Source organism: Azospirillum sp. B2RO_4 (assembly GCF_051124815.1).
Lineage (GTDB): Bacteria > Pseudomonadota > Alphaproteobacteria > Azospirillales > Azospirillaceae > Azospirillum.
The window spans coordinates 2,661,084-2,674,353 of the sequence record NZ_CP118485.1; the positions used below are offsets into that span (position 1 = coordinate 2,661,084).

General features: G+C 69.0%; 16 protein-coding genes. 7 read left to right on the plus strand and 9 right to left on the minus strand.

The features are described from left to right. Positions 1-79 precede the first annotated feature (79 nt). The 3 genes from hrcA (at position 80) to PWS46_RS12785 (ending at position 2,308) form a co-directional block, all read left to right on the plus strand. Entirely contained in the window at positions 80-1,120 is a 1,041-nt protein-coding gene (gene hrcA, locus PWS46_RS12775) for a heat-inducible transcriptional repressor HrcA (RefSeq protein ID WP_085090505.1), read from the plus strand. Between the two features lie 54 nt (positions 1,121-1,174). Next, positions 1,175-1,786, plus strand: a complete 612-nt coding sequence (grpE, locus tag PWS46_RS12780; RefSeq protein ID WP_085090506.1) for a nucleotide exchange factor GrpE — start codon at positions 1,175-1,177, stop codon at positions 1,784-1,786. Positions 1,787-1,942: 156 nt separating this feature from the next. Next, complete coding sequence (locus PWS46_RS12785) at positions 1,943-2,308, plus strand: response regulator (protein WP_434615765.1); 366 nt, start codon at positions 1,943-1,945, stop codon at positions 2,306-2,308. 136 nt (positions 2,309-2,444) lie between these two features. Here the strand turns inward: PWS46_RS12785 and PWS46_RS12790 are convergent, their stop codons facing one another. From PWS46_RS12790 to PWS46_RS12820, 7 genes are all read right to left on the minus strand, one after another. Continuing rightward, positions 2,445-3,356, minus strand: coding sequence for a DUF1848 family protein (locus tag PWS46_RS12790; protein ID WP_434615768.1), 912 nt, complete (start codon positions 3,354-3,356; stop codon positions 2,445-2,447). A 79-nt stretch (positions 3,357-3,435) separates the two neighbouring features. Further along, positions 3,436-3,993, minus strand: a complete 558-nt coding sequence (locus tag PWS46_RS12795) for a NifU family protein (RefSeq protein WP_085090767.1) — start codon at positions 3,991-3,993, stop codon at positions 3,436-3,438. 168 nt (positions 3,994-4,161) lie between these two features. Continuing rightward, positions 4,162-4,683 (minus strand): universal stress protein, encoded by a 522-nt coding sequence (locus PWS46_RS12800; RefSeq protein WP_252138316.1) that lies wholly within the window; start codon positions 4,681-4,683, stop codon positions 4,162-4,164. Positions 4,684-4,702: 19 nt separating this feature from the next. Continuing rightward, positions 4,703-5,470, minus strand: coding sequence for a TIGR02186 family protein (locus tag PWS46_RS12805; RefSeq protein WP_434619999.1), 768 nt, complete (start codon positions 5,468-5,470; stop codon positions 4,703-4,705). Continuing rightward, complete coding sequence (locus tag PWS46_RS12810) at positions 5,470-6,387, minus strand: sulfite exporter TauE/SafE family protein (protein ID WP_434615772.1); 918 nt, start codon at positions 6,385-6,387, stop codon at positions 5,470-5,472. Before PWS46_RS12810 ends, PWS46_RS12805 begins: the two co-directional genes overlap by 1 nt. A gap of 485 nt (positions 6,388-6,872) precedes the next feature. Continuing rightward, positions 6,873-7,463 (minus strand): hypothetical protein, encoded by a 591-nt coding sequence (locus PWS46_RS12815; protein WP_434615775.1) that lies wholly within the window; start codon positions 7,461-7,463, stop codon positions 6,873-6,875. Positions 7,464-7,554: 91 nt separating this feature from the next. Beyond that, positions 7,555-8,196 carry a hypothetical protein gene (locus PWS46_RS12820; RefSeq protein WP_434615778.1) on the minus strand — a complete coding sequence of 214 codons (642 nt, stop codon included), beginning with the start codon at positions 8,194-8,196 and terminating at the stop codon, positions 7,555-7,557. 31 nt (positions 8,197-8,227) lie between these two features. Here PWS46_RS12820 and PWS46_RS12825 point away from each other — a divergent pair, with 31 nt between their 5' ends. Then, complete coding sequence (locus PWS46_RS12825; RefSeq protein ID WP_434615781.1) at positions 8,228-8,707, plus strand: hypothetical protein; 480 nt, start codon at positions 8,228-8,230, stop codon at positions 8,705-8,707. 92 nt (positions 8,708-8,799) lie between these two features. Here the strand turns inward: PWS46_RS12825 and PWS46_RS12830 are convergent, their stop codons facing one another. Further along, complete coding sequence (locus tag PWS46_RS12830; protein WP_434615784.1) at positions 8,800-9,810, minus strand: adenosine kinase; 1,011 nt, start codon at positions 9,808-9,810, stop codon at positions 8,800-8,802. 201 nt (positions 9,811-10,011) lie between these two features. Here PWS46_RS12830 and PWS46_RS12835 point away from each other — a divergent pair, with 201 nt between their 5' ends. Together PWS46_RS12835 and PWS46_RS12840 are read left to right on the plus strand one after the other, a co-directional pair. Beyond that, entirely contained in the window at positions 10,012-10,707 is a 696-nt protein-coding gene (locus tag PWS46_RS12835; RefSeq protein WP_434615787.1) for an EI24 domain-containing protein, read from the plus strand. Between the two features lie 136 nt (positions 10,708-10,843). Then, positions 10,844-11,725: a polymer-forming cytoskeletal protein gene (locus PWS46_RS12840; protein ID WP_434615789.1), complete on the plus strand. Its 882-nt coding sequence runs from the start codon at positions 10,844-10,846 to the stop codon at positions 11,723-11,725. Between the two features lie 99 nt (positions 11,726-11,824). Here PWS46_RS12840 and nth read toward each other — a convergent pair whose 3' ends face one another. Further along, the gene (gene nth, locus PWS46_RS12845; RefSeq protein WP_434615792.1) at positions 11,825-12,460 is read right to left on the minus strand and encodes an endonuclease III; all 636 of its coding nucleotides are present in this window, start codon (positions 12,458-12,460) and stop codon (positions 11,825-11,827) included. Positions 12,461-12,754: 294 nt separating this feature from the next. Here nth and PWS46_RS12850 point away from each other — a divergent pair, with 294 nt between their 5' ends. Further along, positions 12,755-13,261 carry a hypothetical protein gene (locus tag PWS46_RS12850; protein WP_434615795.1) on the plus strand — a complete coding sequence of 169 codons (507 nt, stop codon included), beginning with the start codon at positions 12,755-12,757 and terminating at the stop codon, positions 13,259-13,261. Positions 13,262-13,270: the final 9 nt, after the last annotated feature.

Here is a 13,270-nt window from a genome sequence, read left to right on the forward strand (position 1 = left end):
CCTGCCTAAATTCGGACCGGTTGACGGGACTTGCGTTCCGCAGCCGCCCGGCCCGAACAGAGCACGACCGCCCTAGTCCATGATCAACGAGCTGAACCAGCGATCGCGCGAGATCTTCCGGCTGATCGTCGACGCCTATGTGGCGTCGGGCGAGCCGGTCGGCTCGCGCACGATCTCCAGGCGGCTTGGCATGGCCTTGTCGCCCGCGACCATCCGCAACGTGATGGCCGACCTGGAGGAGCAGGGGCTGCTCTATGCCCCGCACACTTCGGCCGGCCGCATCCCGACCGACGCCGGCCTGCGCATGTTCGTCGACGGCCTGCTGGAGATCGGATCGCTGACCGAGGACGAGCGCGCCTCGATCGAAGCGAAATGCTCCGCCTCCGGCCGCGCCTTCGCCGACGTGCTGGGCGAGGCGTCGACCATGCTGTCCGGCCTGTCGCACTGCGCCGGGCTGGTGGTGGCGCCCAAGACCGACCGGCCGCTGAAGCATATCGAGTTCGTGTCGCTCGGCCCCGGCCGCGCCCTGGTCGTCCTGGTGAACGAGGACGGTCTGGTCGAGAACCGGGTGATCGAGGTGCCGATGGGGGTGCCGACCTCCACCCTGCAGACGGTGTCGAACTTCCTCAGCGCCAAGCTCGCCGGCCGCACGCTGGACGAGGCGCGGCAGGAGGTCCTGCAGGAGATCGAGCAGCAGAAGACCCAGCTGGACGAACTGTCGCGCAAGGTGGTCGCCGCCGGTCTGGCCACCTGGGCCGGCAGCGGCGGGTCCAACGCCGGCCAGCTGATCGTCCGCGGCCAGTCCCGCCTGCTGGAGGACGTCACCGCGCTGTCCGACCTGGAGCGTGTGCGCGGCCTGTTCGAGGCGCTGGAGACCAAGGAGACGATGCTGCGCATGCTGGACGCCACCGGACGCGGCGACGGCGTGCAGATCTTCATCGGGGCCGAGAATGTGCTGTTCAGCCATTCCGGCTGTTCGATGATCATCTCCCCCTTCCAGAACAGCCGGGAACAGGTGATCGGCGCCATCGGCGTGATCGGCCCGACCCGCATCAATTACGCCCGCATCATTCCGCTGGTGGATTACACCGCCAAGGTGGTCAGCCGGCTGATCGGCTGAACGCCGCCTCCCTCCCTCACTCCGCCTTTTGACGAAGCAAGAATTGAGAAAACCATGAGCGAAGAGCAGAACAAGCCCTCCGACGCCACGGTGGAGCCGACCGAGGCCACCGCCGAGACCGCCAACACGGCCGCCGCCAACGGTGCTGAAGCGGGTTCGCCCGAGGACCGCGTCGCCAAGCTGGAGGCCGAGGTCGCCAGCCTGAAGGACCAGCTTCTGCGCGCCATGGCGGAGACGGAGAACACCCGCCGCCGTGCCCAGCGCGACCGCGAGGACGCCAGCAAGTTCGCCGTGTCCAGCTTCGCCAAGGAGCTGGTGTCGGTCGCCGACAACCTGCGCCGCGCGCTCGACGCCGTTCCGGCCGAGGGCCGCGAGCAGGACGAGATGCTGAAGGGCCTCGCCGTCGGCGTCGAGGCGACCGAGCGCCAGCTGTTCGCCGCCTTCGACCGCGCCGGCATCAAGAAGCTGGACCCGGCCGGCGAGCCGTTCGACCCGAACTTCCACCAGGTGATGTTCGAGATCGAGAACACCGGCAAGGCCGCCGGCACCGTCGTCCAGGTCCTGCAGCCCGGCTACACCATCCATGGCCGCCTGCTGCGCGAGGCGATGGTCGGCGTCGCCAAGGGCGGTGACGCCGGCGGCCAGCACGTCGATACGAAGGCGTAACCATATCGCCTCTGCCAGCCCCCGGTTCAGCGGCGATCCGTGGGACCGGGGGTCTGGCGTTGTTCGGAATAGGGGACGGCAGCGGTTGACGGTCGCCGGGAAATTGCCTAGGCCTTTCCCTTATTCCTTTCGGCCGAGCAACCGGAGCCGCGTTCCATGCCCAAAAGCGTCCTGACCGTCGACGATTCGAAGACCATCCGCGACATGGTCGGTTTCACGCTGAAAGGCGCCGGCTATGAGGTGGCGGAGGCGTCGGACGGCAATGCCGGCCTCGCCCTGGTCAACCAGCGCAAGTTCGACTGCATCATCACCGACCTGAACATGCCGGGCCTGGACGGGCTGGCCCTGACCCGCGCCATCCGCGCCTCGGCCATCAACCGCGCCACCCCGATCCTGCTGCTGACCACCGAAGCCGACCCCGCCAAGAAGACCGCCGGCCGCGAAGCCGGCGCCACCGGCTGGCTGGTGAAGCCGTTCAACCCGGAAAAGCTGGTCGAGACGGTGCGGAAGGTTTGTCCATAAGTTTCCCCTGTTCCCCGGAAGTCCCCCTCTCCCCCCCGGGGAGAGGGTCGGGGTGAGGGGGATGCACTGCGTGGATCCGGTTAGGGAATGGAAAGTGCGCGAGGCTTGAAGATCCTCGACTCGCATCCCCCTCACCCTAACCCTCTCCCCGGGGGGGAGAGGGAATCTTGGAGCGCTTAGTCTGCGCCACCAGAAACTCCCCCTCCGGGTCGTGCGCGGCGAAGCGCCGCTGCGCTGTTCCGCGGTCGGCGACGGCGTAGCAGTAGACGCATCCGTGCGGACAGCTGTCGTAATCGCCGATGTCGCGGCTCTCCGCGCACAGGCAGCCCGGCCGGTTGCCCTTCTCCCGCGCCGGCAAGGCATACCCCGCCACATCCGACAGCCGCAGCGCATCGACGCAGCGAGCCGCCACCGTACCGGGCGTGCCCACAAGCTCCGGCTGGGTGCAGAGCGTCAGCGCCATCCCCTCCCCCGCCGCGATCTCCGCCAAATCCTCCAGCAGCGCGCGCTTCTCCTCCGCCTCCGGGTCACGCCAGACGATGCCGGCGGCGGCAAGGTTGCGGGCGGTCTTGCGGTAAGGCTGCAGGAAGGAGACCACCACCTCGTCGGTCACCCCGCGCAGCGCCCGCGCGATCCGGGCGAAGGTCTCGTGATGCCAATCCGGCGGCGTGGCCTCGGTCAGCGCGATGGGGTCGTAGCGCCAGACCGCCGCCCGCAGCCCCCAGCGCCCGCGCACCCGCGCCATATGGCCGACCGCCGTCTCCCAATCGGGAACCGAGCGTTCCAGCGCGGTGGGCAGACCGGTGACGCTGTACTGCACGACGAAGGGAAAGCCCCGCTCCGCCACGCTGTCGAGCGCGCCGAGGAAGGGGCCCAGATTCTTGGTCCAGAAGATGAAGCCGTCGACCGCCGGTCGGGTCAGGTCGATGCGGTAGGTCTGGCCGCCATAGGGATTGACCATCCGGCAATAACCGGCGTCGAGGCGGTTCAGGAACCAGCGCCCATAGAAGGCGGGAATGTCGGTCTTGTAGCTGGCGGAGATGATCATGGTGCCAGCATGGGAATGCCGGCCCGCCGCATCAAGGGCAGACCGGCATAACCAGGGCCCGGCATAACCGGAGAGCGGATTACTGAACCGAGCGGACTTCGACCACTTCGGGGATGTAGTGGCGCAGCATGTTCTCGATGCCGTGCTTCAGCGTGGCGGTGGAGCTGGGGCAGCCGGAGCAGGCCCCCTTCATCGCCAGATAGACGACGCCCTTCTCAAAGCCCTGGAAGGTGATGTCGCCGCCGTCCTGGGCGACCGACGGGCGGACGCGGGTGTCCAGCAGTTCCTTGATCTGCTCGACGATCTCCTCGTCGTCGGCGTTCGACGCCGCGGCATGGCCGTCGCCGCCATCCTCCAGCAGAACCGGGCGGTCGGCGGTGAAATGCTCCATGATGACGCCGAGGATCGACGGCTTCAGCAGGAACCAGTCGCGCGCGTCGGTCTTGGTGATGGTGATGAAATCGGCGCCCAGGAAGACGCCGACGACGCCCTCGATCTCGAACAGGCGCTGGGCGAGCGGCGAACGGGCGGCATCCTCGCGGCTGGTGAAGTCGGCGGTGCCGCGTCCGAGCACGTCACGCCCCGGCAGGAACTTGAGAGTCGCCGGGTTGGGCGTCTGCTCGGTCTGAATGAACATGGTCTGGTCCTCCATCGGCGGCGGAATGGAACCGCCGGCGCGCCCGGGATCGGGACGCGGAACGATTGGGGGGAAATTTGGGCCGAAACGCCGGGCGGATCAAGGACCCCGGTTGTGTGGGTATTCGGCATCCGGCATGCGCGGCCCGACCGTGGCCTCTATCCTTACTTACGTAATCGCGTCCAGCGCCTCGTTGCTGAGGCCGCCGGGCACGATGGTCAGCGGGATGCGCAGGCGGCCCAAGCCGCGGCCGGTGTAGTAGGAGATCAGCGGGCCGGGGCCTTCGGGATCGGTGCCGGCGGCCAGCACCAGGATTGAGATGCTCGGCTCCTCCCCGATCAGGGCCAGCACCTCCTCGGTGCGGTTGCCTTCGCGGACATAGAGCGCCGGCAGGGTGCCGGTCAGCTGGTTGACCTCGCGCGCCAGCTTCTGGAGCATCTGCTCCGCCTCGGCGCGCTGCTCCTCGCGGATCAGGTTCTCCACCGCCAGCCAGTGCTGCATCTCGCCCTTTTCCAGGACGGTCAGCAGCGCCACCTTGCCGCCCGACTTGCGCGCGCGCAGGCAGGCATAGCGGAGCGCCACCTTCAGCTCCGGGCTGTCGTCGACCACCACAAGGAAGATGCGCACCGGCTTGGGAGCTGGCGGCTGGGTGGGCGTTTCCGGCGTCGTTGATTGCGTCGCGTCGCTCATCTCGATCACCCTTCTCGGCTTAGACCCGGCGGAATGCGGCGCCGGCCGCCCAGCCGGCCGCGATGGCACCGACGACGGCGGCCACCCCGTAGATGACCGGGCGGTTGCGGGCGAAGTCCGACACTTCGGCGCTGAACCCGATCTTGGACACCACCAGCGGCGTGGTCTGGGCGCTGACCACGTCGCCGTCGCGAATCAGCAAGGCTTCGACATTGTACAGCCCGGTCGGGACGTTTGCCGGAAAATAGATGTTGGTGCGGAACAGCCGTTCGCCCAGGAAGGCGACCTGCCCCAGCGAAATGGCATACAGCCCCTGGCGCTGCTTGTTGCGGATCAGCGCGCTGCGGTAGGCGGCAAGCTCGTCCGGCGGCAGGGTGGCGTCGGCCGGCAATTGCAGCTGCGGCAGCCCCAGCTGCTGGCGTTCCAGCACCGGGCGGCCGACCAGCTGGTCGAGCGGCCGGCTGACCGCCACCGTGTAGAAGCTCGGCACCTGTTCGAATCGCACGCTGTCGGTGTTCATCCACATGCCGGCCACCCGCTGCTTGCGGCGGACGGTGGCGGGACCGCGCGGGCCGGTGACGACGATGGCGACGTCGCCCGCCCCGTCGGTGGTGCCGAACAGCACGACCTCGGTGCCGGTGAAGCCGGTGGTGATGGCGATCAGGTGGCTCGACAGGTCGGCGACCAGCTGCTGCGCCCACACCGTCGCCGCCACCGTGCCGCCCAGCAGCAGCCCGGCCAGCGCCGCGGCGGCCTGGATCAGCCTGCGTTTCCTCACCCCCGCCATCATCGCAACCCCGTGGTCAGGGTGAACAGGTCGTCGGGGCGGGAGAACAGGTCCCAGGCCAGCTTCAGCGCCACCGCCACCACGATCAGCGACAGCGCCATCCGGGCGGTCTCGCCGCGCAGGCGGGTGCCGGCCTTGGTGCCGAACTGGGCGCCGATCACGCCGCCGATCAGCAGCAGAAGCGCCAGCATGGCGTCCACCGTCTGGTTGGTGGCGGCCTGCAGCAGGGTCGCCGCCGCGGTGGTGAAGATGATCTGGAACAGCGAGGTTCCGGCGACCAGCCCGGCCGGCATGTTCAGCAGATAGATCATCGCCGGCACCAGGAGGAAGCCGCCGCCGATGCCCATGATCGCCACCAGCATGCCGCCGATCGCCCCGATCCCCGCCGGCAGCAGGGCGGAAATGTACAGCTTCGACCGCTGGAACCGCATCTTGAAGGGCAGGCCGTGCAGCCAGATGTGGCGGTGCAGCTTGCCGCGCTTGGCCGTCGGCGCCCGGCGGCGCAGGATGGCGCGGCTGCTTTCCACCAGCATCATCCCGCCGATGGTGCCGAGGAAGAAGACGTAGGACAGGGTGATGGCGATGTCGATCTGGCCCAGCCGCTGCAGGATGCCGAAGATCCACACCCCAACCGCGGTGCCGACCACGCCGCCGCCCAGCATCACCACGCCCAGCTTGACGTCGACATTGCCGCGCCGCCAATGGGCCAGCACACCCGACACGCTGGCGGCGACCAGCTGGTTGGCCTGGGTGCCGACGGCGATGGCCGGGGGAACGCCGATGAAGATCAGCAGCGGCGTCATCAGGAAGCCGCCGCCGACGCCGAACATCCCCGACAGGAAGCCCACGAGCCAGCCCATGCCGAGCACCAGCAGCGCGTTGACCGACATCTCGGCAATCGGCAGGTAGACTTGCATGAATCGGCAATCTGTCGGGATGTTCGGGATGGGCGGCGGGACCGGCAGCTTACCCGAGCCGGTGCCGTGGCGGAAGACCGCAGCACCGGCTTTCGAGGGCAATCGCATATGGCAATTATGATCCTACACAAGAAAGCACGTCATTCCCGCGAAGGCGGGAATCCAGCCGTTTCAGTCGCTTTGCACGATGGTTTCCTGGATCCCCGCCTTCGCGGGGATGACCGAAGTCCTTTTATGGGATTCCATATGCGATTGCCCTGCGGTGAGGGGGGTGGAACAGCGTGGAACGGTTTCCGGCCGATGTTCCATCCCGGCGATCCTACCGGCGGGAGAAGGCACCCTTGCCGCCCTTGCGTTCCAGCGCCGAGCCGAGGTTGGGATAGGGATCGTCGGGATTGAAGGTCCAGGGATAGACGCCCTTCGGCCCGGTCGATTCCGGGCGGGCCAGGATCGCGGCGACGGCGCGCGGGTCGGGTGCGGTACGCTCACGGATGGCGCCGGGAATGCTGTCGTCGTCGAGTTCGGAGACGATGCCGGCGGACGGGTCTTCGGCGCGGGTCGGCTCCGGAGGAACGGAGTCGGCCGGCTGCCGGGTCTGCGGCGGCTGGGTCGGCGGCTGCTCGGCCGGCGGCTGCTCGGCCGGCGGCTGCTGGGTCTGCGGCGGCTGGGCCGGGTTGGGCGGCGAGCCCGTCGAGGATGCCGAGCCGGTCGGCCAGCCAGCGCACGGTGGACGGATCGCCGGAGGAAACCAGCCGTTCGATCTGCTCGACGACCAGACTGCGCAGCGAGGACAGGCGGAGATCGGCCTCGCGGCTCAGGGCCTGCCGCTCCCACCAAACCCTGTGACGGAAATCCTGGGAGCCGTAATAGGCCCGCCACAGGGTGGTGCGGCTGCAGCCCATGGCGCGGGCGACATAGAGGAAGCTGCTGCCGCGGGCCAGCATGCCGGCGGCCATGATCCATTGCTCCTCATGAAACTGCGAACCGGGGACCAGCGAGCCTTCGGACGGCACCGGCGGCTCTTCGGCCCACAGCGGGAAATGGTCGTTTGCAAGAGTACGGCTGTCGAGGGCCATGGCTTCTCTCCGCGGCGATGGTGGGATCTCCCGCGGAGATTATAGGAATTATTTCTTTGACCGGTGAGCTTTCGCAAAAAGCGGAAAGCGGTCAGGGCACCGGCGCATGGAAGAACACCTTGAAGCCGGCCTTGTGCGGAAAGACGTGCTCCGCCTCGCGCCGGGCGGACTGCAGGTCCAGCGCATGGACCACGACCCGGTTGTTGTCATAGCGCCAGACCGGGTTCACCGGCTTTCCGGCGGCACGGGCGGCGGTGGCTACGGCAGTGTCGTACTGCACCTCCGCCCGGAAGGCGCGGCGGTTGCCGCCGGGCGTGCCGAGGACGTGCAGGAAGACCGGCGGCTCCTTGCCCACCGCATCGATCTGGCGCTGAAGATGGGCGACCCGCTGTTCGGCGGCCGACAGCCGGCCTTTCGCCTCCTCCAGCCGGCAGGTCAGGTCGGCCAGCGCCTCGGTCTCCGCAAGCTGGCGCTCCTTCAGTGGCAGCACCGACTGTCGCAGCCGGTCCAGCCCGGCGACCCGGTCCCAGCTGCGCCGGATGCCGACCCAGCACAGGTGGCACAGCACCGCCAGCGCCGCCACCAGCGGGACCGCCGAGTCGAGAATCGTCCGCACCGCCTCCATCACTACCCCATCATCCGGCCCGCTGTCCGGCCAGCTGTCCGGCCCGTCGTCCCGATACTCGCGCAGCCGCCCTTGGCACGCCGGTTGCTGCAGCGTCGTCGCAAGCACGCAAGGAGCGTGCCGAAGAAGCGGAGAGACGATGGGCGCGCCGACGACGCTGCTGCTCGTGCTGGAGATGGTGATCCTGATGGCCTGCCTCAGCTGGATCACCGTATCCATCCTGCGGATCGGCAACCGGATCGCCGCCGTCCAGCGCCGCCGCGCGCAGCTGCACCAGGGACGGACGGAGCTGACACAGACCACCGAGTCGCTGCGCCGCGACATGCGGCGGCAGGAGGCGGAACTGCGGCAGGCGGAGGAGGCCATCGCCGTGCGCAACGCCCAGGCGGTGGAACTGCAGACCCGGCTGAACGAGCTACGCCGGCACGGGCCGCGCGAATACACGCTGTTCAACGAACGCTTCGGCGAGAAGGACCGGCTGTGGCTGCTGAGCGTCCCGCGGCCGGACCGGCCGGAGCGCTGGGCGGTGGCCGCCCCCGACAGCGGGACGGCGATGGCGCTGGTATGCGCCAGGACCACGGTGCCGGAGCGTCCGGTGCTCGACGACCAGTTGAACTGAGGACCTGAAACGGAACCGGCCGCAGTTGCAGAATGCAACGCGGCCGGCAGCATATTCGCGATTTGACGAGCAAATCGCGCCCCGGGGGCACCTTACGCCAGCAGGCCCTTGGCGGCGGCCAGCTCGCGCAGGTTCACCTCCGGCCGGGCGCCGACATGGCTGATGATCTCCGCCGCGGCGACGGCGCCCAGACGGCCGCAGACCGCCGGCGACAGGCCGCGGGTATGGCCGAACAGGAAACCGGCGGCATAGAGGTCGCCGGCGCCGGTGGTGTCGACCACCCGGTCCACCGGCTCGGCCGCAACCTCGACCACCTCGCCGCCGGACACGATGACGGCGCCCTTCTCGCTGCGGGTCAGCGCCGCGGTCTTGCCCAGACGCTTCACCGCCGCCAGCGCGTCCTCGAACCGGTCGGTGCCGTACAGCGCGCCGATCTCGTGCTCGTTGGCGAACAGGATGTCGACGTGGCGTTCCACCAGATCGACGAACTCGGCATGGTGGCGGTGGACGCAGAAGCTGTCGGACAGCGACAGCGACACCTTGCGGCCGGCGGCATGCGCGATCTCCGCCGCCTTGCGGAAGGCCTCCTTGGCGCGGGGCGGATCCCACAGATAGCCTTCCAGATAGGTCACCTGCGACCCGGCGATCAGCGCCTCGTCGATGTCCTCCGGCCCCAGCTCGACGCAGGCGCCGAGATAGGTGTTCATGGAGCGCTGGGCGTCCGGCGTGACCAGGATCAGGCAGCGCGCGGTCGGCGCCCCGCCCAGCAGCGGCGCGCTGTCGAAGGCGACGCCGGAGGCGCGGATGTCGTGGCGGAACACGTCGCCCAGCTGGTCCTTGGCGACCTTGCCGATATAGGCGCCGCGCCCGCCGAGCATGGCGATGCCCGCCATGGTGTTGCCGGCCGAACCGCCGGAGACCTCGACGCCCGGACCCATCCGGCCGTACAGCTCCTCCGCCCGGGCGGCGTCGATCAGCGTCATCGCCCCTTTCTCGATGCTGTTGGCGGCGAGGAAGGCGTCGTCGGCGTGGGCGATCACGTCCACGATGGCGTTGCCGATGCCGGTGACGTCGTATGCGGCATCGTGGGTGGACGGGGCCATGGGCTCTCCTGACAGGTCGTACGGTGAAGGCGATGTTGCGGCGCGAGTATAGCCGCCGCCACCCGCATCACAAGCGCGGCCCCGCCCCACCAGCCCGGAGAGGCGAATTACCGCGGCCGGGACTGGAACCCGGCGCCCGGCCACCGTAGATATGCGGGCGTCCGTTCCCCCCTCCCTCCCCAACCGATCCACGGACCGCCGATGATCCGCGCCCTCGTGCTTGCCTTCGCCCAACTGTCCGACCCGCGCGTGCGCCGGGTGGTGTGGACCGGGGTGCTCGTTTCGGTGATCGCCTACGCCCTGCTGGCCGGCGGCGCATGGTGGGCGCTGTCGGTGACGCCGCTGACCGGCTACGGTTGGGTCGACGCCACCATCGACGTGCTGGGCGGTCTGGGGGTGCTGGTGCTGGCGTGGCTGCTGTTCCCGGCCACCGTCGGCACGGTGTCGAGCTTCTTCCTGGACGAGGTGGTGGAGCGGGTGGAGGCGCGGCATTACCCCGCCCTGCCCGCCCCGCGCCAGGCCGGATGGCTGGAGGAGCTGGCGACGGCGCTGCGCTTCCTGCTGCTGGTGCTGGCGATCAACCTGGTGGCGCTGCCGGTCTACATCTTCGCGCCGGGCCTGAACCTGATCGTCTTCTACACCGTCAACGGCTATCTGCTGGGGCGGGAGTATTTCGAGATGGTGGCGCACCGCCGGATGGACCGCGCCACGGCGCGGGCGATGCGGCGGGCCCGGCCGCTGAAACCTTTTTTGGCCGGGACCGTCATTGCCTTCCTTTCGACAATCCCCTTCGTCAATTTGCTGGTCCCGGTCGTCGCCAGCGCCTTCATGGTTCATGTCCTACAGTCCATGTCGGCTCCCCTTGCGGCGGGCCGGACGACCGTGATACGCCGCTAGGCGGCACGGCCGCACGCCGTCGCCTGCCCGGATATCGGCCGCGGCGCCCGCCTTCCCGGCGGCGCGCTTCCGGCACCGGGCCTTTCGACTTCCAGGCCATCCCGCCACCCGCATGTCCAGATTGGGGGAACCGCTCATGCTGTTCGGACGAAAGACACCGCCCGCCGCTCCCAAGGCCGACAGCCCCGTCCCGCCGCAGCCGGGCGTCCGTCCGTACACCCCGGCCGAGCCCGGCGCCGTCTCGTCGCCGCTCGCCTCCCTCAACACTCCGGGATCGGCTCCGGGAACGGCTGTCGCCGCCGGAGCCGCGGCACCCAGCATGGCCCACGCCCTGACCGATCCGCAGAACGCCGCTCCGGCCTATCCCGACATGCCTTCCGCCTCGAAGGGACCCGACATGAACAGCATCCCCAAGCCCCCGTCCGCGCCGTCCATGCCGGGTGCCGGCTTCAAGCCCGACGTGCCGCGCCGGGTCGTCGACATGCCGGGCTCCGCCCCGCGCCAGCCGTCGATCCCCGTCGCCACCCCGGCCGCCGGGCACGCTCCCCAGGCTCCCGTGCAGGCTCCCGTCGCCCAGGCCCCGATGGCGCCCGCCATGCCGGAGCAGCGCCGCCTGACCGTCGGCCGCGACATCTCCCTGACCGGCGAGATCGGCTCCTGCGACGTGCTGGTGGTCGAGGGCACGGTCGAGGCCAAGCTGCGCGAAGGCCGCTCGGTCGAGATCGCCGAGAGCGGCCTGTTCAAGGGCTCCGTCGAGATCGAGGAGGCCGACATCGCCGGCCGCTTCGAGGGTGACATCTCCGTCCGCGGCCGTCTGACCGTCCGCTCCACCGGCAAGATCACCGGCTCGATCCGCTTCGGCGAACTGGCGGTCGATGCCGGCGGCCAGCTGGTCGGCGACATCCAGCTGTACGGCGCCCGCCCCGCCGCCGCTGCGGCCCCGGCCGCGGTTCAGGCGCCGGCCCAGGCGGCGGCCCAGGCTCCCGTCGGGCAGGTCCCGGCGGCCGAGGCCGTCTGACACGCTTTTCCGAAGCGCAAGGCACGCAGATCAACGCCCGGCCGGCTCCCGCCCTGCCGGGCGTTTTGCGTTTTCCCTTAAGGTTCAGTCCATCAAGGATCAGGCGATGATCTTGTCCTTGAAGCCGCAGAGGTCGGCGACCGGGCAGATCGGGCAGTCGGGCTTGCGCGCCTTGCAGACATAGCGGCCGTGCAGGATCAGCCAATGGTGGGCGTGGCGGCGGTAGAGCTTCGGCACCGCCTTCAGCAGCTTCGCCTCCACCGCGTCCGGCGTCTTGCCGGGCGCCAGCCCGGTGCGGTTGCCGACGCGGAAGATGTGGGTGTCGACCGCGATGGTCTCCTCCCCGAAGGCGACGTTCAGGACGACGTTCGCCGTCTTGCGGCCGACGCCGGGAAGCTGTTCCAGCGCCTCGCGGTCGCGCGGCACCTCGCCGCCGTGGCGCTCGATCAGCAGTTCCGACAGGCGGATGACGTTCTTGGCCTTGGTGTTGAACAGGCCGATGGTCTTGATGTACCGGCGCAGCCCTTCCTCGCCCAGCGCCACCATCTGCTGCGGCGTGGTGACGAGCTTGAACAGCGGGCCGGTCGCCCTGTTCACGCCGACGTCGGTCGCCTGGGCCGACAGCACCACGGCGACCAGCAGCGTGTAAGGATTGACGTATTCCAGCTCGCTCCGGGGTTCCGGGTTGGCGGCGGACAGGCGGCGGAAGAATTCCTGGACGGCGGCGGGCTTCATGGCCGCCACCATAGCCGCAACGGCCGGGCTTGCGCCAGAGGCGGGGCGTGCCGCCGTGGCGGGAGACCCGCTCACCTTGAATCAGTGTCCAAACTGCAGCGTTGCGTCGCAATTTGCGACAAAAATTGGAATAGTTGACGTCAATCCAACAGATTTGGTCGCAGGAATACCGCTTTCCGGCTCCTTCGGCAGTGGCGTATGATTTGCTGTCCGCCAAGACACCGTTTGAACGCCGTCAATCGAACCATGGATCACCCTGGTTGTGGCGTTCGGATCGGACAAGGGTATTTCGAAATGAGCGCGTCTTATCTTGTGGAAGTAAGGGACTGGGGCCTGCATGTCCGGTTGCAGGGCACCCTGTCGGTGGAGCAGCGCGACATCGTCGCCCGGCAGGTGGAGGTGCAATGCGCCACCCTGGGCGCCCGCGGCACGCCATGGAGCAGCCTTATCGAGTTCGACCGCTTCGAGGCCGACGGCTTCCGGCCGGAGATCGTCGTCGCCCTGATGAGGCTGGCGCGACACTGCGGCCAGTTGCGCTGCGCGGTGGTGATGACCGATTGGAACTGGGCCTCGGTGATGGCCGATGCGATGATCGCGGCGGGCACCGACGATCAGGCGCGGATTTTCGTCCAGGCCAGGGTGACGCCGGCCGACGGCGATCTTGCCGGGGAGCTTGACGGCGGACCGGCCGCCGGTTTCTCCGGTACCGACCGCTCAAGCGCCGATTTCATCGGAATGGACAGCGCCATGGCCTGGGTGCTGAACGGCGGCGCGGTGCCGATGGTGTCGAAGGCGGCTTAACCCCGTCTT

What these genes read in the sequence shown, in the direction of transcription:
- PWS46_RS12830 (WP_434615784.1), bottom strand. Translation starts at nt 9,810, where the DNA reads ATGGCCCCGTCCACCCACGATGCCGCATACGACGTCACCGGCATCGGC.
- PWS46_RS12800 (WP_252138316.1), bottom strand. Translation starts at nt 4,683, where the DNA reads ATGAGCGACGCGACGCAATCAACGACGCCGGAAACGCCCACCCAGCCG.
- PWS46_RS12835 (WP_434615787.1), top strand. Translation starts at nt 10,012, where the DNA reads ATGATCCGCGCCCTCGTGCTTGCCTTCGCCCAACTGTCCGACCCGCGC.
- PWS46_RS12795 (WP_085090767.1), bottom strand. Translation starts at nt 3,993, where the DNA reads ATGTTCATTCAGACCGAGCAGACGCCCAACCCGGCGACTCTCAAGTTC.
- PWS46_RS12825 (WP_434615781.1), top strand. Translation starts at nt 8,228, where the DNA reads ATGGGCGCGCCGACGACGCTGCTGCTCGTGCTGGAGATGGTGATCCTG.
- PWS46_RS12785 (WP_434615765.1), top strand. Translation starts at nt 1,943, where the DNA reads ATGCCCAAAAGCGTCCTGACCGTCGACGATTCGAAGACCATCCGCGAC.
- PWS46_RS12790 (WP_434615768.1), bottom strand. Translation starts at nt 3,356, where the DNA reads ATGATCATCTCCGCCAGCTACAAGACCGACATTCCCGCCTTCTATGGG.
- grpE (WP_085090506.1), top strand. Translation starts at nt 1,175, where the DNA reads ATGAGCGAAGAGCAGAACAAGCCCTCCGACGCCACGGTGGAGCCGACC.
- PWS46_RS12840 (WP_434615789.1), top strand. Translation starts at nt 10,844, where the DNA reads ATGCTGTTCGGACGAAAGACACCGCCCGCCGCTCCCAAGGCCGACAGC.
- PWS46_RS12850 (WP_434615795.1), top strand. Translation starts at nt 12,755, where the DNA reads ATGAGCGCGTCTTATCTTGTGGAAGTAAGGGACTGGGGCCTGCATGTC.
- nth (WP_434615792.1), bottom strand. Translation starts at nt 12,460, where the DNA reads ATGAAGCCCGCCGCCGTCCAGGAATTCTTCCGCCGCCTGTCCGCCGCC.
- hrcA (WP_085090505.1), top strand. Translation starts at nt 80, where the DNA reads ATGATCAACGAGCTGAACCAGCGATCGCGCGAGATCTTCCGGCTGATC.
- PWS46_RS12805 (WP_434619999.1), bottom strand. Translation starts at nt 5,470, where the DNA reads ATGGCGGGGGTGAGGAAACGCAGGCTGATCCAGGCCGCCGCGGCGCTG.
- PWS46_RS12815 (WP_434615775.1), bottom strand. Translation starts at nt 7,463, where the DNA reads ATGGCCCTCGACAGCCGTACTCTTGCAAACGACCATTTCCCGCTGTGG.
- PWS46_RS12810 (WP_434615772.1), bottom strand. Translation starts at nt 6,387, where the DNA reads ATGCAAGTCTACCTGCCGATTGCCGAGATGTCGGTCAACGCGCTGCTG.